At 65.1% G+C, this 26,731-nt stretch carries 27 protein-coding genes; 16 read left to right on the plus strand and 11 right to left on the minus strand.

Annotated elements, in window-relative coordinates; translation table 11 throughout:
- Window positions 1-62: 62 nt before the first annotated feature.
- Window positions 63-353, minus strand: a complete 291-nt coding sequence (locus FR728_RS11345; RefSeq protein WP_149892767.1) for an accessory factor UbiK family protein — start codon at window positions 351-353, stop codon at window positions 63-65.
- Window positions 354-571: 218 nt separating this feature from the next.
- Between FR728_RS11345 and lgt the strand changes: the two genes are divergently transcribed.
- The 11 genes from lgt (at window position 572) to ychF (ending at window position 12,232) form a co-directional block, all read left to right on the plus strand.
- Entirely contained in the window at window positions 572-1,387 is an 816-nt protein-coding gene (gene lgt, locus FR728_RS11350; protein ID WP_149892768.1) for a prolipoprotein diacylglyceryl transferase, read from the plus strand.
- A gap of 19 nt (window positions 1,388-1,406) precedes the next feature.
- Window positions 1,407-2,498 (plus strand): class I SAM-dependent methyltransferase, encoded by a 1,092-nt coding sequence (locus FR728_RS11355; protein WP_149892769.1) that lies wholly within the window; start codon window positions 1,407-1,409, stop codon window positions 2,496-2,498.
- A gap of 173 nt (window positions 2,499-2,671) precedes the next feature.
- Window positions 2,672-3,448, plus strand: coding sequence for a peptidoglycan editing factor PgeF (gene pgeF, locus FR728_RS11360; protein WP_149892770.1), 777 nt, complete (start codon window positions 2,672-2,674; stop codon window positions 3,446-3,448).
- 25 nt (window positions 3,449-3,473) lie between these two features.
- The gene (locus FR728_RS11365) at window positions 3,474-4,631 is read left to right on the plus strand and encodes a M24 family metallopeptidase (protein WP_149892771.1); all 1,158 of its coding nucleotides are present in this window, start codon (window positions 3,474-3,476) and stop codon (window positions 4,629-4,631) included.
- A gap of 98 nt (window positions 4,632-4,729) precedes the next feature.
- A complete protein-coding gene (locus tag FR728_RS11370; RefSeq protein WP_149893117.1) occupies window positions 4,730-5,248 on the plus strand; it encodes a hypothetical protein in 519 nt (172 codons plus the stop codon).
- Between the two features lie 260 nt (window positions 5,249-5,508).
- Window positions 5,509-6,441 (plus strand): ribose-phosphate pyrophosphokinase, encoded by a 933-nt coding sequence (locus tag FR728_RS11375; protein ID WP_149892772.1) that lies wholly within the window; start codon window positions 5,509-5,511, stop codon window positions 6,439-6,441.
- Between the two features lie 239 nt (window positions 6,442-6,680).
- Window positions 6,681-8,198, plus strand: coding sequence for a DNA recombination protein RmuC (locus FR728_RS11380; RefSeq protein WP_208998781.1), 1,518 nt, complete (start codon window positions 6,681-6,683; stop codon window positions 8,196-8,198).
- A 161-nt stretch (window positions 8,199-8,359) separates the two neighbouring features.
- Window positions 8,360-8,968: a 50S ribosomal protein L25/general stress protein Ctc gene (locus tag FR728_RS11385; protein ID WP_149892773.1), complete on the plus strand. Its 609-nt coding sequence runs from the start codon at window positions 8,360-8,362 to the stop codon at window positions 8,966-8,968.
- Window positions 8,969-9,081: 113 nt separating this feature from the next.
- Window positions 9,082-9,843, plus strand: a complete 762-nt coding sequence (pth, locus tag FR728_RS11390) for an aminoacyl-tRNA hydrolase (RefSeq protein WP_149892774.1) — start codon at window positions 9,082-9,084, stop codon at window positions 9,841-9,843.
- A 96-nt stretch (window positions 9,844-9,939) separates the two neighbouring features.
- A complete protein-coding gene (locus tag FR728_RS11395; protein ID WP_149892775.1) occupies window positions 9,940-10,998 on the plus strand; it encodes a ribonuclease T2 family protein in 1,059 nt (352 codons plus the stop codon).
- 133 nt (window positions 10,999-11,131) lie between these two features.
- Window positions 11,132-12,232, plus strand: coding sequence for a redox-regulated ATPase YchF (gene ychF / locus FR728_RS11400; RefSeq protein ID WP_149892776.1), 1,101 nt, complete (start codon window positions 11,132-11,134; stop codon window positions 12,230-12,232).
- 71 nt (window positions 12,233-12,303) lie between these two features.
- On the opposite strand, the gene FR728_RS11405 is transcribed toward ychF, so the two are convergent.
- Entirely contained in the window at window positions 12,304-12,849 is a 546-nt protein-coding gene (locus FR728_RS11405) for a PilZ domain-containing protein (protein WP_149892777.1), read from the minus strand.
- A 216-nt stretch (window positions 12,850-13,065) separates the two neighbouring features.
- Between FR728_RS11405 and FR728_RS11410 the strand changes: the two genes are divergently transcribed.
- The 5 genes from FR728_RS11410 to FR728_RS11430 all read left to right on the plus strand — a co-directional run bounded on the left by FR728_RS11410 (window position 13,066) and on the right by FR728_RS11430 (window position 17,856).
- Window positions 13,066-13,749, plus strand: a complete 684-nt coding sequence (locus tag FR728_RS11410) for a fumarylacetoacetate hydrolase family protein (RefSeq protein ID WP_149892778.1) — start codon at window positions 13,066-13,068, stop codon at window positions 13,747-13,749.
- Window positions 13,750-13,947: 198 nt separating this feature from the next.
- Window positions 13,948-15,723, plus strand: a complete 1,776-nt coding sequence (locus tag FR728_RS11415; RefSeq protein ID WP_149892779.1) for an SLC13 family permease — start codon at window positions 13,948-13,950, stop codon at window positions 15,721-15,723.
- A 108-nt stretch (window positions 15,724-15,831) separates the two neighbouring features.
- Entirely contained in the window at window positions 15,832-16,746 is a 915-nt protein-coding gene (locus tag FR728_RS11420; protein ID WP_149892780.1) for an NAD-dependent epimerase/dehydratase family protein, read from the plus strand.
- A 169-nt stretch (window positions 16,747-16,915) separates the two neighbouring features.
- Window positions 16,916-17,377 (plus strand): MaoC family dehydratase, encoded by a 462-nt coding sequence (locus FR728_RS11425; RefSeq protein ID WP_149892781.1) that lies wholly within the window; start codon window positions 16,916-16,918, stop codon window positions 17,375-17,377.
- Window positions 17,374-17,856 carry a MaoC family dehydratase gene (locus FR728_RS11430; RefSeq protein ID WP_149892782.1) on the plus strand — a complete coding sequence of 161 codons (483 nt, stop codon included), beginning with the start codon at window positions 17,374-17,376 and terminating at the stop codon, window positions 17,854-17,856. Before FR728_RS11425 ends, FR728_RS11430 begins: the two co-directional genes overlap by 4 nt.
- 94 nt (window positions 17,857-17,950) lie before the next feature.
- Here FR728_RS11430 and FR728_RS11435 read toward each other — a convergent pair whose 3' ends face one another.
- The 9 genes from FR728_RS11435 to FR728_RS11475 all read right to left on the minus strand — a co-directional run bounded on the left by FR728_RS11435 (window position 17,951) and on the right by FR728_RS11475 (window position 26,544).
- The gene (locus tag FR728_RS11435) at window positions 17,951-18,430 is read right to left on the minus strand and encodes a GNAT family N-acetyltransferase (protein ID WP_149892783.1); all 480 of its coding nucleotides are present in this window, start codon (window positions 18,428-18,430) and stop codon (window positions 17,951-17,953) included.
- A gap of 134 nt (window positions 18,431-18,564) precedes the next feature.
- Window positions 18,565-19,113 carry an adenine phosphoribosyltransferase gene (locus tag FR728_RS11440; protein ID WP_149892784.1) on the minus strand — a complete coding sequence of 183 codons (549 nt, stop codon included), beginning with the start codon at window positions 19,111-19,113 and terminating at the stop codon, window positions 18,565-18,567.
- A gap of 177 nt (window positions 19,114-19,290) precedes the next feature.
- Complete coding sequence (locus FR728_RS11445; protein WP_149892785.1) at window positions 19,291-20,130, minus strand: cytochrome c1; 840 nt, start codon at window positions 20,128-20,130, stop codon at window positions 19,291-19,293.
- Window positions 20,131-20,160: 30 nt separating this feature from the next.
- Window positions 20,161-21,426 (minus strand): cytochrome b, encoded by a 1,266-nt coding sequence (locus FR728_RS11450; RefSeq protein WP_149892786.1) that lies wholly within the window; start codon window positions 21,424-21,426, stop codon window positions 20,161-20,163.
- Window positions 21,427-21,450: 24 nt separating this feature from the next.
- Window positions 21,451-22,011 carry a ubiquinol-cytochrome c reductase iron-sulfur subunit gene (petA, locus tag FR728_RS11455; protein WP_149892787.1) on the minus strand — a complete coding sequence of 187 codons (561 nt, stop codon included), beginning with the start codon at window positions 22,009-22,011 and terminating at the stop codon, window positions 21,451-21,453.
- Between the two features lie 384 nt (window positions 22,012-22,395).
- Complete coding sequence (locus tag FR728_RS11460) at window positions 22,396-24,261, minus strand: ABC transporter ATP-binding protein (RefSeq protein WP_149892788.1); 1,866 nt, start codon at window positions 24,259-24,261, stop codon at window positions 22,396-22,398.
- Window positions 24,254-24,703, minus strand: a complete 450-nt coding sequence (locus tag FR728_RS11465; protein WP_149892789.1) for a hypothetical protein — start codon at window positions 24,701-24,703, stop codon at window positions 24,254-24,256. Before FR728_RS11465 ends, FR728_RS11460 begins: the two co-directional genes overlap by 8 nt.
- A gap of 324 nt (window positions 24,704-25,027) precedes the next feature.
- On the minus strand, window positions 25,028-25,216 hold the full coding sequence (locus FR728_RS11470) for a hypothetical protein (protein ID WP_149892790.1): 189 nt from the start codon (window positions 25,214-25,216) through the stop codon (window positions 25,028-25,030).
- 8 nt (window positions 25,217-25,224) lie between these two features.
- On the minus strand, window positions 25,225-26,544 hold the full coding sequence (locus FR728_RS11475; protein WP_149892791.1) for a methyl-accepting chemotaxis protein: 1,320 nt from the start codon (window positions 26,542-26,544) through the stop codon (window positions 25,225-25,227).
- Window positions 26,545-26,731: the final 187 nt, after the last annotated feature.

Here is a 26,731-nt window from a genome sequence, read left to right on the forward strand (position 1 = left end):
CCGGATATAGCCGCGACCCCTCGTCAATGACCGGAGTCTCCTCCGCAACAGCGGCAACCGCCTCAGGCGTCCGCTTCATCCTTGCCCTTGCGCGCGGCCTTGGCCGGCTTGGCCGCGGATTCCAGCGCCGCCAGACGGGCTTCCAGCTCTTCCACCCGGTCCAGCGCGCGTACGGCCATGTCCTTCACCGCCTCGTGCTCTTCCTTGGTCACGAGGTCCATGTCGGAAAGGAAACGCTCGGCCTGGGCGCGGAAGGCGGTCTCCACCTCCCGGCGCGCGCCCTGGGCCATTCCGGCCGCATCGGTCATGAGCTTGGCGAAATCGTCGAACAGGCGGTTGGGGCCCTGGGTCATGGCTTGGTGTCCTTGGCGAGCGCCGCGACAGGGGGAAGCTCTGTCCGCGCGGGTCACGCCCCCGGTCCGGGGGCCTCAGTACTCTGACTAGACACCTATGTGCCTTTGCGCCCGACTTCAAGCAGGCTCTGGGCCTTGCTTTCGCCTTCTCGTCAATTTATCGCAGGTCGACCGCAGCCCGCCTACCGGGTCAGGCACGCAAGAACCAGGAGATCCTGATGCCGCTTCTCGCGCTTCCCTTTCCGATGATCGATCCGGTCATCCTGGAAGTCGGCCCCTTCGCGATCCGCTGGTATGCGCTGGCCTATATCGCCGGCATCATCCTGGCCTGGCGCTACATGCGCCTTCTGGTCACCCGGGACCGGCTGTGGGACGCAAGCCCGCGCCCGACGCCGCTCGATCTGGACGACTTCGTGGTCTGGGCAACCCTCGGCATCATCCTCGGCGGCCGCCTCGGCTACGTGGTATTCTACAATCCGGCCTATTACCTCAGCCATCCGCTCGAGATTCCGGCGGTCTGGACCGGCGGCATGTCCTTCCATGGCGGCTTCCTCGGCACGGTCTTCGCCATGGTGCTCTTCGCCCACCGGCGAGGCCTCTCCCTGTGGCGCCTCTTCGACCTCGCCGGCGCTGCCGCCCCCATCGGCCTTTTCTTCGGGCGACTGGCCAACTTCATCAACTCCGAGCTCTGGGGCCGTCCGACCGACGTGCCCTGGGCCATTGTCTTCCCCAATGGCGGCCCGGAGCCGCGCCATCCCAGCCAGCTCTATGAGGCCGGCCTCGAAGGTGTCGTGCTCTTTGCCGTGCTGGCCCTTCTCGTCTGGCGTCTCGGCAAGCTGCGCTCCCCCGGCTTCCTGGCCGGCGCCTTTGTCTGCGGCTACGGGCTTGCGCGCAGCTTCGTTGAATTCTACCGGGTGCCCGACGCCCAGATCGGCTATCTCTCCGGCTTCCTGACCATGGGCATGCTCCTCTCCCTGCCGATGATCCTCACCGGCATCGCGGTGATGGTCTGGTCGTCCCGGCGCAAGCCCTGATCCGGAGGGAGAGCGCCCCATGACCGACACCCCGCTGGCCCGCAGGCTCAAGGACCGCATCCGCGCCCAGGGGCCGATCACGGTCGCCGACTACATGGCCACCTGCCTCGCCGACCCGGCGGACGGCTATTACATGACGAAGCCGCCCTTCGGCCGGGAGGGCGACTTCATCACGGCACCCGAAGTCAGCCAGATGTTCGGCGAGCTGATCGGCGCCTTCCTGCTCTCCGCCTGGGAAAGTCTTGGCCGCCCCTCTCCTTTCGTCCTCGCCGAGCTTGGCCCCGGCCGGGGCACTCTCATGGCCGACATCCTGCGCACCGCGCGCCTTCGCCCAGCCTTCCTTCAGGCCGCACGGCTGGTGATGGTGGAGACCAGCGCGGAGCTGCGCGACACCCAGCGCCGGACGCTGGACGACGCGCCCCTGGCCGTCACCCATGTAGACCGCATCGAGGACCTGCCCGAGGGGCCGCTCCTTGTGGTCGCCAATGAATTCTTCGATGCCCTGCCGATCCACCAGTTCGTCCGCACCCCGGGGGGCTGGCGCGAAAGGCTCGTCGGGCTGGACGGGCAAGACCGCTTCGTCTTCGGAGCCGGGCAGGATGCCCTCGACGAGGCCCTGCTGCCCCCCCTGCTGCGGGCGTCGCCCCCGGGATCGATCCTGGAAACCCAGCCGGCCGCCAATGCCATCATGCAGCAGCTCGGCACCCGGATCGCGGCGGACGGCGGCTGTGCGCTTGCAGTGGATTACGGTTATCTGCGCAGCGCGCCCGGCGACACGCTTCAGGCCCTGCAGGACCATGCCTATGTGGACGTGTTCGAATGCCCCGGTGACGCCGACCTGACCGCTCACGTGAATTTCGAGGCGCTGGCCCAGGCCGCCCGTGCCGGAGGCGCGAAGGCGCACCCGCCACTTGAACAGGGCGAGTTCCTTCTGCGGCTCGGCCTGCTGGAACGCGCCGGCGCTCTTGGCACCGGCAAGTCCCTATCCGAGCAGGACGAGATCCGCGACGCGGTCGAGCGTCTCGCCGCCCCCGACCAGATGGGCAGTCTTTTCAAAGTGCTGGCGATCAGTCAGACTGGCGCCGCCCTGCCCCCCTTCGACAGGGCCTGACCCGCAGAGGCCCCGGCCGATCCGCAGCGATGGATCTCGGCCAGAGACTCAGCAAAAGACAGGGCCAGAAACTGGCCAGAGATTGGGCTAGAGACAGGCAAGTGACGGGGGCTGCACTGGCACGCCGACGGTCCGGTCATTGGAGCCTGGCCCCATGGAGTTATGAAAACAGAATGATCGTCGCTTCCGAGCTGAACCTTGAGGGCATTTCCCACGGCTTCTTCTCCCGCAAGGGCGGAGTGTCCAAGGGCATCTACGAGGGGCTGAACATCGGCCTCGGCTCGTCCGACCATCCGGCCCATGTGCAGGAAAACCGCGCCCGTGCGGCCGAACGCTTCGCCCTGCCCGTCGACCGCCTCGTCACCGCACACCAGATCCACTCCGCCGATGTGCTCACCGTGTCGCGTCCCTTTGCCGAGGGCGAGGACCGCCGCGCGGATGGGCTGGTGACCGATCGACCCGACCTGATCCTGGGCATTGCCACCGCCGACTGCGGCCCGGTGCTCTTCGCCGATCCCGGGGCCGGTGTCATCGGCGCGGCGCACGCGGGCTGGAAGGGCGCGATCGGCGGCATTCTGGAAAACACGCTTGCGGCCATGGAAGCGCTCGGCGCCAACCGGGCGAATGTGGTCGCGGTCCTCGGCCCCACGATCTCCGCCACCGCCTATGAGGTCGGACCGGAGTTTCGCGCCCGATTCGCCGAAGAGGATGAGGCCTACCTCCGCTTCTTCAGCCCCTCGGCCCGCGAGACCCATTTCATGTTCGACCTGCCGAACTTCATCGTCCATCGGCTCGAGGCTGCCGGAGCAGGCACCGCCCTGTCTCTCGATCGCTGCACCTATGCGGGCGAGGAGGAATTCTACTCCTATCGCCGCTCGACCCACCGCTCCGAACCCGATTACGGCCGCCTCCTGTCGGCCATCGCACTCACCAGCCCGTCCCCGGCCTGAGAGGCCATCCCACCCGGAGAGACCCATGGCGCTGCATTTCACGGAAGAGGAATTCTCCGCCCGCATGCAGCGGCTGACAGACCGCATGGCGGCGGAAAAGCTCGACGCGCTGCTGCTCTTTGCCCAGGAAAGCCTCTACTGGCTCACCGGCTACGAGACCTTCGGCTTCTGCTTCTTCCAGTGCCTTGTCGTGACGCGGGACGGCCGCAAGGTCCTGCTGACCCGCTCCGCCGACCAGCGGCAGGCGCGCCATACCTCCAACATCTCCGACATCCGCATCTGGGTGGACCGGGGCCATGCCGATCCGGTCGGGCAGCTGAAGGAACTGCTCTTTTCCCTCGATCTTCTGGGCACGCGGCTCGGGGTGGAATTCGACAGCCACGGCATGACCGGCGCCATCGCGCTGGCCTTGCAGGAGCAGCTCACCAGCTTCGCCGACCTGCGCGACACCTCCTCTCTCGTTCCCTCGCTCAGGGCGGTGAAGTCGGCCGAGGAGCTGGTCTATGTGCGCAAGGCCGCCGATCTTGCCGACACGGCCCTGGAGACCGCCTTGCCGCTGATCCGGCCTGGCGCCAACGAGGCCGACATCTTGGCCGCCCTGCAGGGCGCGGTGCTGGCGGGCGGGGGCGACTATGCAGCCAATGACTTCGTCATCGGTTCGGGCCGCGACGCCCTGCTCGTGCGGTCCCATTCGGGCAGGCGCTCTCTCGCGGACAGCGATCAGCTGACCCTCGAATGGGCCGGCGCCTTCCGGCGCTACCATGCGGCCCACATGCGCACCCTGCCCATCGGTCCGCCGACCCGGCGCTGGCAGGACATGGAGGCCGTTGCCCGCGAGGCCCTGAGCGCCATGGAAGCCAGACTGACCGCGGGAACCAGCTTCTCCGATCTGTTCCTGGCCCATGCCGCCGTCATCGATGCCCATGACATGATGCCCCATCGGCTGAACACCTGTGGCTACTCCCTGGGCGCCCGCTTTGCCCCCAGCTGGATGGATGCCCCCATCGCCTATCGGGACAACGAGACCCTGATCGAACCGGGAATGGTACTCTTCCTCCACGTGGTCCTGATGGATTCGGCCACCGACACCGCCGTGACCCTCGGACGCAGCTATCTGACGGGACCGGGGGAAGCGGAGTGTCTTTCCCGACTTCCTCTCGACCTCGCGCTCAACTCGGGCTAAAGCTTTTGCAATCTCTTGCGGGGGCCAGGGCCGATTCAGGCCTGCGGACCGCCGACAACCGCCGACCCCAGATGACAGGACGGACCATTCGCGTGGCCATGCCTCTTTCCACCTCCCTTCGCCTGGCGGGCCTTGCCGCCGCAGCCCTCCTTCTGGCCGCCTGCCAGAACCGGCCGGAACCGCCCACGCTGATCGGATCCCCCGCCCCTGCCCTGCAGCGCCCGGGCACGGCCACCACGCCCCAGAGCGGACCGGTTACCTTCGCCTTCGAGCCCTTCACCGGCGCTCCGGGCAACATCGCCGACGAACTGTCGCGCGAGATCGGCACCGAGGCCCACCGCCAGGGGCTGGTTCTGGTGCGCCGGGTGGGTGCTGCCGCGACCTACCGGGTGAACGGATATCTGTCGGCCACCGCCGATCCCTCGTCCTCGAGCCTCTTCTATGTCTTCGACATCGTCGATGCGGGCGGCAACCGGCTGAAGCGCTTCTCCGGCACCGAGGTCGCCGATGGCGTTTCGGGAGATCCGTGGGAGGCCGCAGACGGCGATGCGTTGCGCCGAATCGCCAAGCGCACGGTGGTCGAGATCGATGCGTGGCTGAAGAGCCCGCGTCCTTAAACCGGTTCGCATCGGGAGACGGATCGCCCTGAGCCGGCAAACCGGGGCGCTCCGTTAATTAATTTCGAAAATCCGCCTCTTCCGGCAAGACTCCCGGTTGTCGGAACAGGACTTGATTGTTAAAACGCCGCCGCACCCAACCAGGCAGACCGGCGCACTCAAGAAACGCACGGCATCAACTCATCAGGGATCCGGTCCGGCCGTCCTTCGATCCACTCGGATCGTGGCGCCCGGTGTCGCACCAGAAGGACATGCGGCCAATGAAAATCGTCGCGGGCAACTCCAATCGCGCCCTCGCTGAGGAAATTTCCAAATATCTCGAAGTGCCGCTGGCCAAGTGCCAGGTCCGCCGCTTCGCCGACCAGGAAATTTTCGTCGAGATTCAGGAAAACGTGCGTGGCGAAGACGTCTTCGTCGTGCAATCCACCAGCTACCCGGCAAACGACCACTTGATGGAGCTGCTCATCATCATTGATGCGCTGCGCCGCTCCTCCGCCCGTCGCATCACCGCCGTGGTCCCCTATTTCGGCTATGCCCGCCAGGACCGTCGCGCCTCCGGCCGCACGCCCATCTCGGCCAAGCTCGTCGCCAATCTGATCACCGAAGCCGGTGCCGACCGTGTTCTCACGCTCGACCTGCACGCCGGCCAGATCCAGGGCTTCTTCGACCTGCCGACCGACAACCTCTTTGCCGCGCCGGTCATGACCCGCGACATCAAGGAGCGTTACGCCACCGACAACGTGATGGTCGTATCCCCGGACGTGGGCGGCGTGGTGCGTGCCCGTGCGCTGGCAAAGCGCATCGAGGCTCCGCTGTCCATCGTCGACAAGCGCCGCGACAAGCCTGGGGAATCCGAGGTGATGAACATCATCGGCGACGTCGAAGGCTTTGACTGCATTCTCGTCGACGACATCGTCGACAGCGGCGGCACCCTGTGCAACGCCGCCGAGGCCCTCCTGAACAAGGGCGCCAAGTCGGTGACCGCCTACATCACCCACGGCGTTCTTTCCGGTGGCGCGGTCGCCCGCGTCTCCTCCTCCAAGCTCAAGGAACTGGTGATCACCAACTCCATCGAGCCGACCGCTGCGATCACCGCCGCCCCGAACATCCGCACGATCTCCATCGCGCCGCTGATCGGTGAGGCCATCAATCGCACCGCGCTCGAAAAGTCGGTGTCCAGCCTCTTCAGCTGACCGGCTGATCCCGGACCAGACCTGCACCTTTCAGAAGCCGGCTCCCATGGGGCCGGCTTCCTTGTTTCAGCCTGCAGCTGACCGGTGGACCCAGCACACTTCCAGCTTGCGGCGCCCCGCGCAAACCTCCTAGGGTTCAGCCTTCGCTCTCGCGAACCGCCGCGTGCCGTGTCCCGCCCTCAAGTCGGCTGCACGCCTGAAACACCCATTCATTCCTTGCCTTGTGACCTTTCGAGACCATGATTTCAGACCTTCTTCTTGTCTGGCCGGACCTTCCGGCCCTGAGCCTGACCGCGCTGGCCGCAGCCCTTGCCGCTGCCTTCCTGACCTGGCTCGTGGGCATGCGGCCAAAGAGCCAAGCGCTTGCCTCCGCCCATGAGGCGCTCCTCGAGCAGCGCACCACCAGCCTCACGCTCCAGCAGCGTCTGGAAGAGACCAGCGAGAGCCGTCAGGCCGCCCTTGCCGATCTCGCCGCCGCCCGTGCCCATCTGGAGCGGGTTCCCGCCCTCGAAGGCGAACGCCGGGCCCTTCAGGACACCGCAGCCGCCCTCAAGGCCGAGATCGCGACCCTGAAGACCCGTCTGGAAGCCGAGCGCGGCCAGCACGCGGAACGGCTGGCCGAGCTCAAGGAGTTCCACAAGAAGATGGAAGCGGAATTTTCCGCCCTCGCCAGCAAGGCGCTCGGCGCCAGCAGCGAGCATTTCCTCAAGCTGGTGAGCGAGCGATTCGAACAACACAAGGCCAATGCGACCAGCGATCTGGATGCGCGCCAGAAAGCCATCGAGACCCTCGTCCAGCCCTTGCGCGAAAGCCTGACCAAGTTCGAGACCAAGGTGGGCGATCTGGAAAAGGTGCGCGAAGGCGCCTACCAGCAGATCACCGAACAGGTGCGCAACCTGGCGGAAGGCCAGATAAACCTGCGCACGGAGACCAGCCGTCTGGTGCAGGCCCTGCGCCAGCCCAAGACCCGGGGCCGCTGGGGGGAATTCCAGCTCCGCAATGTGCTGGAACTGGCCGGAATGAGCGAACACGCCGATTTCGTCGAGGAACAGAGCTTCGATCACGAGGATGGCCGCCTGCGCCCGGACGTGATCGTGCGCCTGCCCGGCGGCAAGTCCATCGTCGTCGATGCCAAGACGCCGCTCGATGCCTATCTCGCCGCCGCAGAGGCCACCGACGAGACCGAGCGCAAGGCCCACATCGCTACCCATGTGGCCCATGTGAAGGCCCACGTGAAGAACCTCGGTTCGAAGGAATACTGGAAGCTGCTGACCGAGGCGCCGGACTTCGTCGTCATGTTCGTGCCCGGCGAGGCCTTCTATTCCGCCGCCATCGACCAAGATCCGACGATCTTCGAGAATGCCCTGAAGCAGAAGGTGCTGATCTGCACCCCCACCACCTTCATCGCCCTGGTCAAGGCCATCGCCTATGGGTGGCAGCAGGAAAAGATCACCCGCAACGCCCAGCAGATCAAGGATCTCGGCCAGGAGCTCTATGACCGCATCGCCGTCTTCGGCGACCACATGACAGGCGTTGGCAAGGCGCTGAAGTCCACCGTGGAGCGCTACAACAAGGCCGTCGGCTCCCTGGAAGGCCGCATTCTCCCGTCGGCGCGGAAGTTCGAGGCGATGGGGATCTCCCCCTCCGGCGCGGGCCTCGCAGAGCTGGAGCCGGTGGAAGCCGCCCCGCGCGCGATTACCGCCGAGCATCTTCTGAGCGGCCCGGAAGACGCCCTCGAGGCGCTGCCAGCCGAGTGACACCGGCGCCCGTCGCGACCTTGCACTCGCGGCGGCTTTCCGCTATAGACCCGCCTGCGCCTGCACCCCTGGAGGAGGCGCATCTGGACCGATCCCGGATCCTCGGGCCCCGCGCCCGACGATACGCCGGTCCTTATCATTACATCCGAAGGAGTTTTGCCATGGCTAACGGCTTTGAGCTGAAAGCAACGGCACGAGACCGGGTGGGCAAGGGGGCCGCTCGTGCACTGCGTCGCGAAGGTCTTATTCCCGCTGTCATCTACGGTGACAAGAAGCCGGCTCTGCCGATCACCATTCCGGTGAAGGAAACCACCATTGCCCTGCACAAGGGCGGGTTCCTGACCCACATCGCCACCATCGAGGTGGACGGTGAGAAGCACCGCGTGATCGCCAAGGACTACCAGCTGGATCCGGTTCGTGACGAACTGGTTCACGTTGACTTCCTGCGCGTCGGCAAGGACGCTACCCTGACCGTTGAAGTTCCGGTTCACTTCCTCAACGAGGAAACCTGCCCGGGCCTCAAGAAGGGCGGCGTGCTGAACATCGTTCGCCACACCGTGGAAATGACTGTCCCCGCGACCGCCATTCCGGAATCCATCGACTTCGACCTGTCCACGGTCAACCTCGGTGATTCCATCCACATCTCCGCGACCACCCTGCCGGCCGGCTGCAAGCCGACCATCACGGATCGCGATTTCACCGTTGCCACGATCGCCGCTCCGGCTGGTCTGAAGAGCGAAGGTGAAGCTGAGGAAGGCGAAGAAGCCTGATAGGCTTCTCTGCCTCTGCAGTTCGAAGGGAAGGCGGCACCGCCTTCCCTTCTCCAAGGACCGCTGCTCGTCAGCGGTCTTTTGCTTTGTGAAGCCGGATGGAGCGCAACGAGATGAAGCTGATTGTGGGCCTTGGAAACCCGGGCGCGAAATACGAGCACAATCGCCACAACATCGGTTTCATGGCCGTCGACGAGATCCATCGCCGTCATTCCGACTTCGCGCCCTGGCGGCTGCGGTTTCAGGGACAGGTGAGCGAAGGCCGGGTCGGCTCCTCGAAGGTTCTCCTGCTCAAGCCCGCCACCTTCATGAATGACAGCGGCCGCTCCGTTGGCGAGGCCATCCGCTTCTACAAGCTGGAGCCCGCAGACGTGCTCGTCATCTACGACGAGCTGGATCTGCCGCCCGCGAAGTTCCGCATGAAGGTCGGCGGCGGTCACGGCGGCCACAATGGCCTGCGTTCGATCACCGCCCATATCGGCGATGCCTATCGCCGCCTGCGTCTGGGCATTGGCCATCCCGGCGACAAGAAGCTGGTCTCCAACTATGTGCTCGGCGACTTCGCCAAGGTGGACCGGGAGTGGCTGGAGCCCCTGCTGCGCGAGATCGCCGACAATGCGGATCTTCTGGCCGAAGGTCAGGACAGCCAGTTCTCCAACAAGCTGACCCTGGCGCTGAACCCGGAAAAGGCCCGGCGCGGCAAGGCGGAAACGGACAGCAATACCGTCTCTGCCTCTCCAAAAGCACAGCCCCAAACTCAAGCCAAGCCCAAGGCCCAGAGCCATATCCGTCAGGCCCGGCAGGGTCACAAGCCGGAGCTTCCGTCCTCCGGCCCCATGGCCGACATGCTGAAGAAACTGCTCGGCAAGGACTGAACTCCGCATCTGAGCGCGCGGCAAGCCTTCACAGGCCCGCAAGGACTGCCTAGTCTGCGGGAAGACCCCCTTTCTTCGCCTGCGGACCCTTGCCTCATGCGCTCGCGCCCTGCCCCCTTCGCCCTCCCCCTCCTTCTGGCCACGGTCCTGAGCGTGATCGTCGCCGGCGCACCGGCCAGCGCGCAACTGCGCAAGGAGGGGACGCTGCGCGCAGCCCGTGCCTGCGAGGCCCTGCAATCCCTCAAGCGCAGCACGAATCCCGGGGCTGTGCGCCTGACACCGGGTCAGGTCTATGCCCTGAAGGGCCTCAACAAGGCTGGCGGCGATCATGCCCTCGTCATCGTGCCCGGCGCCCCGCAAGCGGAAGAGCGTTGGGTCGCCCTCTCCTGTTTCGAAGCAGCGGGAACCGCTTCCTCGGCGAAGCCCCGCCCCGCAGCCCCGGAGCGCCCTGCCGCGCAAACCCGCCCTGCCCGCACGAACGCTACCGGATCCACGGAGAACCTTCTGGCCCTGAGCTGGCTTCCTGCCTTCTGCGAGGGCCGGTCGGGAACGCGCGAATGCCGGTTGCTCAACACCGGCAAGCTGCGTGATCCGGCCCGGCAACTCTCCCTCCATGGATTGTGGCCGCAGCCGCGCGAGCGTGAATATTGCCGGGTCGACACAGGTCTTCAGGCCGTGGATGGCCGATCGGACTGGGAGCGCCTGCCCGAACCGGAGATCGACCGGGAAACGGCTGCGAGCCTTGCCCGCGCCATGCCGGGCACCCGGAGCGCCCTGCATCGCCACGAATGGATCAAGCACGGCACCTGCTATCAGGCCAAAGGCGGTGCCGACGAATATTTCGACGACAGCCTTCAGCTTCTCGACGAGATCAACCGCTCTCCGGTGGCAGCCTACCTCGCCGCAAATGCCGGCCGGACCATTTCCGCCGCAGAGTTGCGCCGGGTGTTCGACCGGGCCTTCGGCCCCGGCGCCGGCGACCGGGTGAGCGTGAAATGCAGCCGGGACGGCGCGCGCCAGCTTCTCTCCGAGCTCTGGATCAATCTGTCCGGAGAGATCCGGCCCGACACCCGCCTCGCAGATCTCCTGCGCGACGCCCCCAAGGCCCCGAGAGGCTGCAACCGGGTCACACTGGATCTGCCCGGCCTGCAATAGCGCGCAAGGCTAGGTGCGACTGGGCAGAAAAGCCAAGAGAAACGCCGCGCCCGCGCTGCGCCGCTTGACCTTGCGCCCCCCATCCGGCACATAGCGGCAACGATCAAAGCCATCCAACCGAAAGCGATCACCCATGGGTTTCCAGTGCGGCATCGTCGGGCTGCCCAACGTCGGCAAGTCCACGCTTTTCAACGCGCTCACCAAGACCGCAGCCGCGCAGGCCGCGAACTATCCCTTTTGCACCATCGAGCCGAACACCGGTGAGGTGGGCGTGCCGGATCCGCGCCTGAGCGCCATCGCCAAGGTCGCCGGCTCCAAGGAGATCATTCCGACCCGCATCACCTTCGTGGACATTGCCGGTCTGGTGCGTGGCGCCTCCAAGGGCGAAGGTCTGGGCAACCAGTTCCTCGCCAACATCCGCGAGGTCGACGCCATCGCCCACGTGCTGCGCTGCTTCGTGGATGACGACATCACCCACGTGGAAGGCACCATCGACCCGATCGCCGACGCCGAGACCGTCGAGACCGAGCTGATGATCGCCGACATGGAGAGCCTGGAGCGCCGCCTGCCGCCGCTGAAGAAGAAGGCCACCGGCGGGGACAAGGACGCCAAGGCGGTGATCCCGATCATGGAAGCGGCCCTCGCCGTCCTGCAGGAAGGCAAGCCGGTGCGCGTGCTCAAGTTGGATGATGCGGAAGAGCGCAAGATCCTGACCGGCCTGAACCTGCTTACCTCCAAGCCGGTTCTCTACGTCTGCAACGTGGAAGAAGCCTCCGCCGACAAGGGCAACGCCCTCTCCGACAAGGTGAAGGCCAAGGCCGAGGCGGAAGGCGCGGTTGCAGTCGTGATCTCCGCCGCCATCGAGGCCGAGATTTCCCAGCTTCCGCGCGACGAGCAGGCCGAGTTCCTGGAAACCATCGGCCTGGAAGAGCCGGGCCTCGACCGTCTGATCCGCGCCGGCTACGAGCTGCTCGGCCTGATCACCTATTTCACCGCAGGTCCGAAGGAAACCCGCGCCTGGACCATCACCTCGGGCACCAAGGCCCCGGGCGCTGCCGGCGTGATCCACTCCGACTTCGAGCGCGGCTTCATCCGCGCCCAGACCATTGCCTATGACGACTATGTCACCCTCGGCGGCGAAACGGCTGCCAAGGAAGCCGGCAAGGCGCGTGACGAAGGCAAGGAATACGTGGTGAAGGACGGCGACGTCCTGCTCTTCAAGTTCAACACCTGAACCACGCCACAGGACGGAACACGAAAGGGCGGCCCGTGCCGCCCTTTTTTCATGCCCGGTCTCACGCCCGCTCACACGATGGAGCGGGCACCATTCCAGAAGAGCCGCAGGCCGGCAGAGGACTTGGTCTTCCAGGCCACTGTTCCGCGCACCGGCTGGTCGAAGGTCTGGACGAAGACCAGCACCTCGTCGGGCAGGGATTCCAGCCCCTCCCCCTCGATCCGGCAACCGGACTTGCTGGCGTCGGTGATGACGCACTTGATCTCGCTCTTGCGGGCCATGTCGCAGACCCTTGCCGCGGCGGTCATCGCATAGCGCTTCTCTGCCCGCTTTTCATGCTGGGTGCCCAGCTCGCGAAGGAAGAGCACCGTCACGTAGTTCTTCTTGCGGCCGGTGACCCGGCCACGCAGGAATTCATCCGCATCGTCGATCTTCACGGCGATATTGCGGTTCAGCACCCCGACATCGGCCCCGACGAGACAGCACCCCCAGTCCGAGAAGTTTGACGCCGTCACCTGCGCGCATTTGAGACTGTCCAGATCCAGCGCAAGCACGGGAATGTCCCCGAGTGCGCGCTCCATCTGGCTCTTGACCCGCACGGCTGCCGTCGTGGTCATGACTGCTCCTGAAAATACATCAATCAATGGACTCACCCTAGGGAAGCCCCGTAAAGATTGGCTTATCAACGAACGGTAATTATACGGATCCGGAGACCTGCTCCGCGTGACGCACGCTGGCCTTGCTTGCCCCCCGCCTCGCCATGCTAAGACACTGGCGACTGCAGATCACCGGCTCAGGCCGGTGCCCGCACCATCAGAAAGGTCAAGTCTCCCGTGTCCTATGTCTTTGCCCCAACCGAACCCCACAGCCTGCCCGTCGCCGGCACGACCGATCGCTTCCCCGTCCGCCGGGTCTATTGCATCGGCCGCAACTACGCCGCCCACGCGGTGGAAATGGGCCACGACCCGGACCGGGAGCCGCCCTTCTTCTTCCAGAAGAACCCGGACAACCTGGACGCATCCGGCACCTTCCCCTATCCGCCGCAGACCACCGACGTGCATCACGAGGCAGAGCTTGCCGTTGCCCTGAAGTCCGGTGGCTCTGACATCGCCATCGAGGACGCGCTGTCCCATGTCTATGGCTACGCTGCGGCCCTCGACATGACCCGCCGCGATCTTCAGGCCGAGGCCAAGAAGGCCGGCCGCCCCTGGGATACGGCGAAGTCCTTCGAGCACTCCGCCCCCATCGGCCCGATCCATCCGGTCGAAACCCTTGCCGACATGTCGTCCGGGACCATTTCCCTGGCGGTGAACGGTGCGGAGCGCCAGTCCGGGGATCTCAACCAGATGATCTGGAAGGTGCCGGAAATGATTTCCTATCTGTCGCGCTATTTCCATCTGGCCGCCGGAGATGTCATCCTGACCGGCACTCCGGCTGGCGTCGGCGCGGTCGAGCCCGGTGATGTCATGACCGTTTCGATCGCCGGCCTGCCGGACCTGACGGTCCGCGTTATCTGACCCCCGGCCGGGCGGGCTCCCCCCTGCGGGAGGCCCGCCTGACCGTTGTGCAAAAGGAGTGACGCCCCATGGGAACGAAGAGGCCTCCGGTGAATTCTCGCTGAGGCATCCTTCTCATTCCGCGCCCTGCGGGCCTGACGCGACGCCCAGGGGGAGCCGGCCCCTTCAGCCGGAACAGTTTTCGGGAGGCATGTCACCTTGACCTTTGATCAGATCGCCCTTTTCAGCCTGTTCGGCGCGCTCTTCGCGCTTCTGGTCTGGGGGCCGGTGCGCTTTGACCTCGTCGCCTTCGGCGCGCTCCTGGTGGCCACCCTGCTCGGTCTCGTGCCCGAGGAAGAGATGTTCTCCGGCTTTTCCAATTCGGCCGTGGTCATCATCGCCCTCGTCCTGATCGTCTCTCGCGGATTGATGAACTCTGGCGCGGTGGAGCTCGCCGCCCGCCATCTCCTCGCCTTCTCCGCGCGCCTCACCACCCATATCGGGGTCCTCGGCCTCTTTGGCGCGGCCCTGTCCGCCGTGATCAACAACGTCGCGGCCCTGGCCCTGCTCATGCCGCTGGACCTGGAGGCCGCCCGCAAGAACGAGCGCGGACCGGGGCTCAGCCTCATGCCGCTCTCCTTCGCCACGATCCTCGGCGGCATGATCACCATGATCGGCACCCCGCCCAACATCGTCATCGCCCAATACCGTCAGACCGCCCTGGGCGCCCCCTTCGGCATGTTCGACTTCACGCCCGTCGGCCTCATCGTGGCGCTCGCGGGCCTCGCTTATCTTACCGTCATCGGCTGGCGCCTGCTGCCCAGCCGCACGCGGGTGACGCCGGAAACCTTCGAGACGTCGGAAAGCCTCTATGTGGCCGAACTCAAGGTCGGTGACGCCGCCAAGGAGGGCAAGCTGACGGTCGACGACCTCTATCCGGCGGCCGACGAGAACGACATCAACCTGCTGGGCCTGATCCGCCACGGACGCCGACTGCGCGGCTTTGCCCACCGGGAGGTGATCCAGCCCGGTGATTACCTGGTCGTGGAAGGCGAGCCCAAGGGCATCGAGGCCTTCATGGGGGCAACCAAGCTCGATTTCGCCGGCTCCGAGCAGCACAAGGGTGGCCTCACCGGCAACAGCCTGTCCCTGCAGGAAGCCATCGTCACCGACAGCTCCCGCATCGCCTATCAGACGGCCTTTGGCCTGTCCCTGCTCTATGGTCACGGCGTCACCCTTCTGGGCGTCTCGCGCCAGGGCAAGACCCTGCACAGCCGGGTGCGCCACCTGACCATCCTGCCGGGCGACGTCCTGCTGCTCCTGGGCCCCTCCGACCGGCTGCGCGCGGCCATTTCCTGGCTGGGCGTTTTGCCTCTGGAGGGACGCACGACCGATGTCATCCAGCGCAACAAGGCCTTCCTCGCCATTGGCTGCTTTGCCGCCGCCATCGCCGCCTCCATCGCAGGGCTCATGCATCTGGAACTGGCGCTGGCGCTCTGCGTCGTGGTCTATGCGCTCTCCCGCCTCGTCAGCGGCAGCGAGATCTACGAAGCGGTGGAGTGGAAGGTGATCGTGCTGCTCGGCTCCCTCATTCCCCTCGGCCTCGCCTTCGAGAAATCCGGCAGTGCGGAGCTTGTCGCCCGTTCCATCGTCCAGGCGACCGATGGCATGCCGAGCTGGGTGGCCCTCGCCGCCCTTATGGTCGTCACCATGACCCTGTCCGACTTCCTCAACAACGTTGCCACCTGCCTGATCGCCGCCCCCATCGGCGTGCAGATCGCCAATGCACTGGGGGTCAATCCGGATCCGTTCCTCATGGCGGTCGCCGTGTCGGCCTCCTGCGCCTTCCTGACGCCGATCGGACACAAGAACAACACCATCATCATGGGCCCCGGCGGCTATCGTTTCGGCGACTACTGGCGCATGGGCCTGCCCCTGGAACTTCTGGTCCTCGGCCTCGGTCTGCCAGCCATCCTGCTCATCTGGCCGCTGTGAGAAAACCTGTCTGCCACTGAGCCACTCGGTGGTGGATGAACCGCCGCCAAAGGTGGAAACACCAGCCTGAATGCGCATGATGAGCGCTCATCAAGGAGGAGACCTGTCATGACCCAGACGCCCGCATCGCGGCCCAAGCGCATCCTGTTCACCGGCGGCAGCGGCAAGGCCGGCCGGCACGTGATCCCCTGGCTGCTGGAGCGCGGCCACCGGGTGGTGAACGTGGATCTGACGCCGCTCGATCATCCGGGTGTCGACAATCTCATTGCCGACATCACCCAGTCGGGCGAGATGTTCAACGTCATGACCAGCTACGCCAACTTCGACGAGCTGGAACCCGGCACCGGCGTGCCCGCCTTCGACGCCGTGGTCCATTTTGCCGCCGTGCCCCGCATCCTCATCCGCCCCGACAACAAGACCTTCGAGGTCAATACGGTAGGCACCTACAACGTGATCGAGGCGGCGGTGAAGCTCGGCATCCGCAAGATCGTCATTGCCTCGTCGGAGACCACCTACGGCGTGTGCTTCGCCGATGGCGAGGTCGACCCGAAGGTGCTGCCGGTGGAAGAAAACTATGACGTCGACCCCATGGACAGCTATGGCCTGTCCAAAGTCTGCAACGAGGTGACCGCCCGCGCCTTCCAGCGGCGCTCCGGCTTCGACATCTACGCCCTGCGCATCGGCAACGTGATCGAGCCCCACGAATATGATCTCTTCCCCGGCTTCTTCGCCAACCCGCAAGTGCGCCGCCGCAACATCTTCTGCTACATCGACGCGCGCGATCTGGGGCAGATCGTCGACCTGTGCCTGGAAAAGGACGGCCTGGGCTTCCAGATCTTCAACGCGGGCAATGACACGAATTCCGTGAACATGCCCACCGCCGAGATCCTGAAGCGCTTCTTCCCCAATGTTCCGGTCAGCCGCGAGCTCGGAGAGAATGAGGCTCTCTTCTCCAACAGGAAAATCCGCGAGGTCCTCGGCTTCCGCGAAGAGCACGACTGGCGCAAATACGTGAAGGGCTGAACCTGTCCAGCCGTCATCCGATCCATGAGGGGGGCCCTGCGACAGGTCGGACACGTCCGCCTGTCCGGGTGTCTCCCACGCTCGACGGCGGGGCTCCGGGAGACACCCGCTGCCTCGCGGACGCATCCGACGGCTTTCCATGTGCGCGCGGCGCGGATAGCGTGGGGCCATGACTCACGAACTTGCCTTCGAGGACTTTTCGCCAGGAAAGATCTTCGACCTCGGAAGCCTGACCCTCGAACGGGATGAGCTTCTGGCCTTCGCACGGGAATTCGACCCCCAGCCCTTCCATCTTGACGAAGAGGCCGGACGCGCCTCCATCCTTGGCGGCCTTGCCGCCTCCGGGTGGCAGACGGCCGGACTGACCCAGCGCCTCATCACCCGCGCCCTGCTCGCCCGCAGCACCTGCGAGGGCTCTCCCGGCATCACCTCGCTGAAGTGGATGCGGCCGGTTCTGGCCGGCGACACGCTGAGCGCCCGCATGACCGTGCTCGCCGCCCGCCCGCTCCGCTCTCGTCCCGGCTACGGCATGGTGACCATGCTGGTGGAGACCTTCAACGGCGCCGGCGAACTGGTGATGCAATACGAGAACCCGGCGCTCTTCGCCCGGCGCGTGGAGGCCCGCCCATGATCGACTTCTTCGAGGAAATCGCGGAAGGCGACTGCCTGGAGCTCGGCAGCTACCACTTCTCCGCCGAGGACATCATCCGTTTCGCCAAGGACTATGATCCCCAGGCCTTCCACCTGAGCGAAGAAGGCGCTGAACGCACGCACTTCGGACGGCTCTGCGCCTCCGGCTGGCACACGGCTTCCGTCTTCATGCGTCTGCTCGTGCTCAAGCGGCAGGAAATGGAGGAAGAGGCGCTCGCCACCGGTCAGCCGGTCGCAGCGCTGGGCCCCTCCCCCGGGTTTGAAAATCTCAGGTGGCTGAAGCCCGTCTATGCCGGGGACACGATCACCTATCGGCGGACGGTCGCCGGCAAGCGCGCCAGCGGCTCCCGTCCCGGCTGGGGTCTCGTCTTCGGCCATAACGAAGGTCACAACCAGCACGGCGAACTGGTCTTCTCCTTCGACAGCAAGGTCTTCCTGGCGCTCAGGGGCGACACCTGAGCCGGAGAGGCACCCAGGCCACCTCGGCTCGACAAAAGAAAAGCCCCGCAACCGGATCCGGCTGCGGGGCTTTGCGTTGAGCGTTCCAGGTACCTCAGAGGTGCCGGGCGAAGAGGATCTCATCGTGCAGCTCGATGCCATATTCCCCACGCAGGGGGATCTCCGGCTTCTGCTCGCGCTCCTGATCGATCACCCCTTGCACGATGTTCTCGAAACGGAAGCCGCGCCGCTGGTAGAAGCGGAAGGCATCCAGATTGTCGTTGGAGGTGCGCACCGTCAGCCGGCCGATGCCGGCCTTGCGTGCATCATCCACGACCGCATCCAGAAGCTGGGTGCCCACGCCACCCCAGCGGTTGATGGAATCGAGGGTCAGGATCTCCCATTCCGCGTCCCGCTTGATGATGGTGACGAGCCCGGCGATCTCATCCCCATCCATGGCGATGAAGCCCGGCAGGCGAGAGGCATCGATCGCCTCACCGCCCAGAAGCATCACCGGCCCTGCCCATCGCTGGGTCAGGAAGTCGTGCACGCGGGCATGATCGTCCCCGCTCAGCGGTCTGATTTCAACGCTCATGCAGCTCTCGATCTCCTCAAGTCGCTCTGACGGCCAGGCGGCAGCGGGGTCAAGGATACCCGCCCTCAGCATTGCCGCAAGGCTTGCCCTTGCGCCAGCCCTAACCGAGTTTCACCATCGACGCGGTGCGGCGGTTAATGACCGTCAAAGGCCACGAGCGTGCGCACCGGCACATTCAGCGCTTCCAGCTTCGCCCGGCCACCCAGATCCGGCAGGTCGACGATGAAGCACGCCGCCACGATATCGGCGCCCATGGACTGAAGCAGCTTGCAGGCCGCTTCCGCCGTGCCGCCGGTGGCAATCAGATCGTCCACGACGATCACCTTGTCGCCGGGCTTGATCGCATCCTTGTGCATTTCCATCTCGTCGACGCCATATTCCAGCGAATAGGCGATGCGCACGGTCTCGTGCGGCAGCTTGCCCTTCTTGCGGATCGGCACGAAGCCGGCGGAGAGCTGATGCGCCACCGCGCCGCCCAGAATGAAGCCGCGCGCCTCGATCCCGGCGATCTGGTCGACCTTGGACCCGGCCCAGGGCTGCACCAGCGCATCCACCGCACGGCGGAAGGCCCGCGCGTCGCCCAGAAGGGTCGTAATGTCCCGGAACAGGATCCCTTCCTTGGGATAGTCCACGATGGTGCGAATGGATTGCCTCAGTTCATCCTGGACACTGCGATCGGTCATGTCGGTCGTCTCGTTCTTCTTGCGATAGGGCGGGCTTGGCGCCCGCGTTCCCCCTGCTTTACCGGTTCGGGGCGCGCCCTGCAATTCCCGCAATCACGCTGCATCGGCGGTGCGACCACGAAAAAGGGCCGCCGGAAGCTCCGGCGGCCCTGATCAGACGTCTGAAGAGAGGTTGGCTCAGTGCGCCACGTTCTTCCAGAGCTTCTTCTTGGTGAAGTAGAGCAGGCCGGCGAAGAACACCAGGAAGACCATGACCCGGAAGCCGATCTTCTTGCGCGCTTCCAGATGGGGCTCGGCGGCCCACATCATGAACGCGGAGACGTCCTTCGCATACTGCTCGGTCGTCATCGCCGTGCCGTCTTCATACTCGACCAGTTCGTCGGACAGGGGCGGAGCCATGCCGATGAAGTGACCGTTCATGAAGTGCGGGTTGTAATACTGCCCATCCGGCACCTCGACGCCTTCCGGCGCTTCCTCGTAGCCGGTCAGCAGGCCGTAGATGTAGTCCGGGCCAAGCTCCTGATACTGGGTGAAAGCGTCGAAGACGAACCACGGGAACCCGCGATGCGCCGCACGCGCCTTGGCCAGCAGCGAGAAGTCCGGCGGATAGGCGCCGCCGTTGGAAGCCCGAGCCGCCTTCTCGTTCGGGAAGGGCGACGGGAAAGCATCCGCAGCAACTGCGGGACGCTCGAACATGTCGCCATCGTCGTTCGGGCCATCTTCCACGGTGTATTCCGCGGCAATCGCCTTCACCTGCTCTTCGGAGTAGCCGAGGCCACCTTCCTCACCCAGGTTGCGGAACTTCACGAGCCGCAGGGAGTGACAGGACGAACAGACTTCCTTGTAGATCTTGAAGCCGCGCTGCAGCTGGGCCTTGTCATAGGTGCCGAACGGGCCGGCGAAGCTCCAGGACTGGCGCTCCACATGCGGGCCGCTTCCAGCTGCCAGGGCCGGAGCCGCAACCGCCAGGGTTGCGACCGCCGAAAGGACCCGAACCATCTTGATCATGGTGCTCATTGTTTCAAAAACTCCTGATCCAGCTCGAGGTCACTTGGTTTCCGGAGCGGAGACCGCACCCGCCGGATGGGCAGAGCCCCCCTTGAGAACGGCTTCCGAGATCGAGGCCGGCAGCGGCAGGGGCTTCTCGAAGAGGCCCAGCAGCGGCAGGATGATCAGGAAATGGGCGAAGTAATAGGCCGTGCAGATGCGCGACAGGGTGACATAGATGCCTTCCGCCGGCATGGCGCCCAGGTAGCCCAGAGCCACGCAGACCAGGGCGAACACCCAGAAGAACTGCTTGAACAGCGGACGGTAGGAACCGGAGCGAACCTTGGAACGGTCCAGCCAGGGCAGCACGAAGAGCACCGCGATGGCACCGAACATGGCCACCACACCACCGAGCTTGTCCGGAATGGCGCGCAGGATGGCGTAGAAGGGCAGGAAGTACCACTCGGGAACGATATGCGCCGGAGTCACCAGCGGGTTCGCCTCGATGTAGTTGTCCGGATGCCCCATGTAGTTCGGCACGTAGAAGGCGAACCAGACGAAGAAGATCATGAACACGATGATCGCGAACAGATCCTTGACCGTGTAGTAGGGGTGGAACGGCAGGGTGTCCTGCTTGGACTTGGGCTGCACGCCGGTCGGGTTGTTGTTGCCGGTGGTGTGGAAGGCCCACACGTGCAGCAGAACCACGCCGAAGATCATGAACGGCAGCAGGTAGTGCAGGGAGAAGAACCGGTTCAGGGTCGGATTGTCGACCGCGAAGCCGCCCCACAGCCAGGTGCGGATGGCTTCACCCACCAGCGGAATGGCGGAGAACAGGTTGGTGATCACGGTGGCGCCCCAGAAGGACATCTGGCCCCAGGGCAGCACGTAGCCCATGAAGGCGGTGCCCATCATGATCAGGAAGATGATCACGCCGAGGATCCACGAAATTTCGCGCGGAGCCTTGTAGGACCCGTAGTAGAGACCGCGGAAGATGTGGATGTAGACGGCGATGAAGAACATCGACGCGCCGTTGGCGTGCAGATAGCGCAGCATCCAGCCGTAGTTCACATCGCGCATGATGTGCTCGACGCTGTCGAAGGCCATGGCGGTGTTGGGCGTGTAGTGCATCACCAGCACGACCCCGGTCAGGATCTGGGCGATGAGCACGAAGAACAGGATCCCGCCGAAGGTCCACCAGTAGTTCAGGTTCTTCGGGGTCGGGAAATCGACGAAGGATCCGCGGATCAGGGAAATGACCGGCAGGCGGCTTTCAAGCCACTTGGCAGCAGCGCTCTGCGGTACGTAATTCGAATGTCCAGCCATGGCTGTCTCCTCACACTGCTGCCGTTAGCCGATCTTGATCGTCGTGTCGGACACGAACGCATACGGCGGGATGAGCAGGTTCTCCGGAGCCGGGCCCTTGCGGATACGGCCGGCGGTGTCGTAGTGCGACCCGTGGCACGGGCAGAACCAGCCACCGAAATCACCCTGTTCGCCCAGCGGCACGCAGCCGAGGTGCGTACAGATCCCCACCATCACGAGCCAGGGCTCCTTGCCTTCCGCGGACCGGTTGGCGTCGGTGGCCTCGGTGCCATCCGGCAGATTGGAGTTGCGCGCGGCCTGGTCAGGCAGATCGGAGAGCGGCACGCTGTTGGCAGCCTCGATCTCTTCTGCGGTGCGGTAGCGGATGAAGACCGGCTTGCCGCGCCACTGAACCGTGATCGACTGCCCCTCTTCCACGGCAGATACATCGACCTCGATGGAGGCCAGAGCCAATGCGGAGGCATCCGGGTTCATCTGGTCGATGAACGGCCATGCCAGCGCGCCAGCGCCCACGACGCCTGCGGCGCCAGTCGCTATGTAGAGGAATTCGCGGCGAGTAGGTTCCGCCGTATCCGTATGTGCCAAGGTCGCGTCCTCTCGAAACCTGTTCAACTTGTACCGAAAGACCGTCCCAACACGCTCTGGCCCTTCCAGCAGTGCCGGAAAGATTAAGCGGAATCGGACAGGTCTCAACGACTGCAAAGTGCGGCATCTGCGCGCACCTTGTTGAAGTCTCTCGTATTCTGGTTCGTCCCTCCCAACGCCCGGCGATACCACCGGACAGACCACGCGTATTTGCTTTAGGTCAAACAAGCGCGCGCCCGTCTTTTTTCTGCCCTTTTTTCCCCCTGCAACGCAAGTCGGCATTTTGGCGAAAGCCCGATTTCGCGGCGTCAGGTGGCAGCGGCGCGACACCTTTCACCGTGTCGCGCCGCCATCGAGCCTCGTTGCACCCGGCAAATCCGGTCCTCAGGCCGTTTCCCGAGAAGCCTCCGCAGCGCTGTCGAGGAACCCGCCGGACTGGTGCGCCCACAGATGGGCATAAAGCCCGCCGGCCGCCTGAAGGGTCTGGTGATCCCCCTCCTCGATGATTCGCCCCTTGTCGAGGACGATCAGCCGGTCCATGGCCGAGATGGTCGACAGGCGGTGGGCAATGGCGATCACCGTCTTGCCCTTCATCAGGTCGAAGAGGCTCTCCTGAATGGCGGCCTCCACCTCGGAGTCGAGCGCTGACGTGGCCTCGTCCAGCACCAGAATCGGCGCATCCTTCAGGAAGACGCGGGCAATCGCGATGCGCTGGCGCTGTCCGCCGGACAGCTTGACCCCACGCTCGCCCACATGGGCGGCCAGCCCCACGCGCCCGGCCTGATCGGTGAGCGTTGCCACGAAGTCCCAGGCATGGGCCTTCTTCAGCGCGTCGATCACGTCCGCCTCGCTCGCCTCAGGCTTGCCATAGGCGACATTCTCGAAGATCGACCGATGCAGCAGCGACGTGTCCTGGGTGACGACCCCGACATTTTGCCGGATCAGGTCCTGCCGGGTCAGGGCAATGTCCTGCCCGTCGATGAGAATGCGCCCGCCTTCCAGGTCATAGAAGCGCAGGAGCAGGTTGACGAGCGTGGACTTGCCCGCACCCGACCGGCCGATGAGACCAATCTTCTCACCCGGACGGATGGTCAGGGAGAGGTTCTCGATCACGCTGCTGGTCTTGCCATAGTGGAAGCGGATGCCCTCGAAGGTCACCTCCCCGTTCGGCACGGCGAGTGCGGTGGCGTTCGGCACGTCCTGCACCTCGCGCTCCCGCGCCAGCGTGCCGATGCCATCCTGCACGGTCCCGACATTCTCGAACAGTCCGGCCAGCTCCCAGAGGATCCAGTGGGACATGCCCTGAAGACGCAGGACAAGCGCGATGGCGATGGCGATCTGCCCGGTCGTCACGGCACTGACCTGCCACAGCGCGATGGCCAGAGCCCCCGTGCCGAACAGGAGCGCCATGTTGATGAGCACCAGCACCACGTTCAGCTTGGTCACCAGCCGCATCTGGCCGAAGACCGTGTCGAGGAAGGCCTGCATCGAGCCACGGGCATAGGTCTCCTCGCGCGCGGTATGCGCGAAGAGCTTCACCGTGGTGATGTTGGTATAGGCATCCACCACGTGCCCGGTCATCAGGGCACGGGCATCGGCCTGATCCTTCGACACATCCCGCAGTTTCGGGATGAAATGGCGAAGGGTCACCAGATAGGCCCCGAGCCAGCCCATGAAGAGCGCGCCGAACCAGGGATCTGCGCCGGAGACCACCACCACGGACGCGGTGAAGTAGACGCTGACATAGACGAGGATGTCGGCGAACTTGCTGACCACCTCCCGCACGGAAAGCGCGGTCTGCATCAGCTTGTTGGCAATCCGCCCGGCGAAGTCGTTCTGATAGAAGGACACGCTCTGCCGCAGCAGGTAGCGGTGCGCCCGGAAGCGGATGGACATGGGGAAGGTGCCCATCAGCCCCTGATGGAACAGGAGCTGCCAGACCACCTCCACGGCGGGGCGTGCCAGAAGCAGCACCGCCGCCATGAGGGCGAGACGGGGCCAGTTCTCCGACAGAAAGGACGCGCGGTCCGCGCCCTCCAGCCAGGTCACCAGATCCCCGATATAGGTGAAGATATAGACCTCCAGCACGGCGATCATCGCGCCGAGACAGGCCACACCCGCCAGAATGGGCCAGACCGGCCGGGTGTAATACCAGCAGAAAGCCATGAACCCGGAGGGCGGCGCCTCGAGCGGCGTCTCCGCAAAGGGATCAACAAGGCGCTCGAAACGCCGGAAAAGCGGTTCAAACATGGGTTACCTTTCTGCGCAGGGAGGACAACCGATGCTCCCCTCGCGCGTCAGCGGCCGGCGCGCTCATCCAGCGCCCCAATGCCGGATCGAGATCCGGTCGGGCGAGGGCAGCGGCGGCCAGGAAGGATGTCAAGGCAATCGCGACGATCACGCTGCCCAGATAGAGCGATCCGAGCGCCTCGACAAAGGCGCTGGCGGAATAGGTCTGCCCCTCGACCGTCACGGCCTCGATCCGGGCTAGCTCGGAAACCAGCGCGGGAAGGAAGATCAGGACGGAAAGGCCGGCGATCAACCCGACAAGGCTGACCGCTCGCAGACCCAGACGCGCAAGCCGGCGCGTCATCGGCAAGGAGGACGCCGCACGGTCGATCCGGGCAGCGGGAAAGGGAACATCGGGCCGTTCGGGCATGGCGAACGGATCAAAGGGATAACGCGCCGACATGGCACTGCCTCCGTTAAGGCAAGAACATGAAGGTCTCGAGACGACACGGGATCGTGCGCAGCCGGAACGCAGTCGCACCGCGTCAGGGCTTTACGAGAACCGGATTATGGCAAGAGGTCGGAAAAAAGGTCGAAACGCGCTCAGCAGGAGACGCGACGGGCCACGCAAAGGGAAGAGCTGGTGCGATGCAGCTGAACAAAGACTGTCATGTAGCTCCTCCTCTGATCCTGGGGGAAAAGGCCCCGAGGGAAATGAATGCGGTGACCGGGTGCTTCGTCTGAAGACGGGCGAAGCAGAACCGCCGGGCGGCGGATGTCAGGGATGCTACTGATTGCCGCAGCGATCACAAGCATTCTTTTCCACACCGGCTGACGGGACACGCTCTTCGTTGCAATTCGGCAACAGGACAGCCGGTTCGCGCTCCGGCACCGCTTGCACGCGCCCCATCAAGCCCGCCTCCATGAAAAAAGCCGGCACGAGGCCGGCTTTCATCACATGGCTGTTGGTGGCCAAGCGCGCCGTCAGGCCGCGCGCACGCTGACGAGGAACTGCCGCACCTGATCCTGCAGGGCGGAAGACAGGCCGGCGAGCTCGCCCGAGGCAGACTGCAACTCGGCGGTCGCCGAATGGCTGTCGTCCATGGCCGCCGAGAGGCGCCCCATGTTGGAAGACACCCGGCGCGAGCTGCCCTCCGCGATGCGGGCATTGTCGCCGATCTGGTGGGTCGCATGGGTCTGCTCTTCCACCGCCTGGCGCACGATGCCGGAAATCTCGCTGATCTGGTCGATGGTGGCCGCAATCGAGCCGATGGCGGCTTCCGCCTGCGCGGCCACATCCTGCACGGAGGCGACCTGCGCGGAAATGTCTTCCGTCGCCTTGGTGGTCTGCTCGGCGAGCGTCTTCACCTCGTTGGCCACAACGGCGAAGCCCGAGCCGGCAGCCCCGGCGCGAGCGGCCTCGATGGTCGCGTTGAGGGCAAGCAGGTTGGTCTGGCTGGCGATCTGGCTGATCAGGTCGACGATCTCGCCGATGGCCCGACCCGTGTCGGACAGGCGCCCGACGATGGCGTCGGTCTTGCGCGCTTCGGCCACGGCCGTTCCGGCGATCTGCGCCGCCTGCGCCACGTTGCCACCGATATCGGCGATGGAACGGGCGAGATGTTCGGCAGATTCATTCACCGCCACTACAGAGCTGCTGGCCTCTTCGCTGGCGGAACTGACTTCGCTCACCGCCTCGAGGGAGGAGCCCACGGCGCCCTGCACCACGGCAGAACTCTGGCTGACCGTTTCCGAAGCCCGGGTCAGGGCCTCGACCACGCTGATCACCGTGCGCTCGAAGTCGGTCGCCACATCGGCCATCAGCGCCTTGCGGTCCTCCTCGGCGCGGGCCTGCTGTTCGGCCTTCTGCTGCGCCTCTTCTTCGGCGCGCTGCGCCAGCTTCTCGCGGAATCCGATGACCGAGCGGGCGATCACGCCGAGCTCATCGCGGCGGTCGGCACCGTCGATCTCCACGTCCAGCTCCCCTTCGCGCAGCCGGTCCAGCCCCTGCTGCAGCTTGGCCAGCGGCCGGGCAAGGCCCAGCGCAAGCACGATCGCCAGGACAAGGAAGCCCACGCCCACCGGCATCACCACGAGGGCGATGTTGATCATCTCGCCGAGGATCAGCTTGTCGATCTGGGAGGACAGGTCCCCGCTGAGGAAGACGTCCTTCATGGTCGGGTTCTGCAACTGGGCGATCAGGGCGGTGCGGAAGGAATAAAAGGCGAAGGCCGTACCCGCCAGCATGATGGCGACGGCCGTCAGAACCATGGCCACGAAGCGGCCCTTGATGGAAAGTGTCATGTGAAGCGCGTCGGTCCGAGAAGAGGGAAGCGGCCCCCACAATCAGGAGCCCTTGTCCAAAGTCTCATGCAACCGAGTAAAAATATCGTAACCCCAAGGGCTTGCGGATCAGCCCTCGCCGTTCCCGCGCCGTTGGCGGTCAGTATGTCGCGGATCCCTCGCCTGACGGGGCGACGCGCCTTTCAAG

The organism is Roseibium aestuarii (assembly GCF_008477545.1).
Lineage (GTDB): Bacteria > Pseudomonadota > Alphaproteobacteria > Rhizobiales > Stappiaceae > Roseibium > Roseibium aestuarii.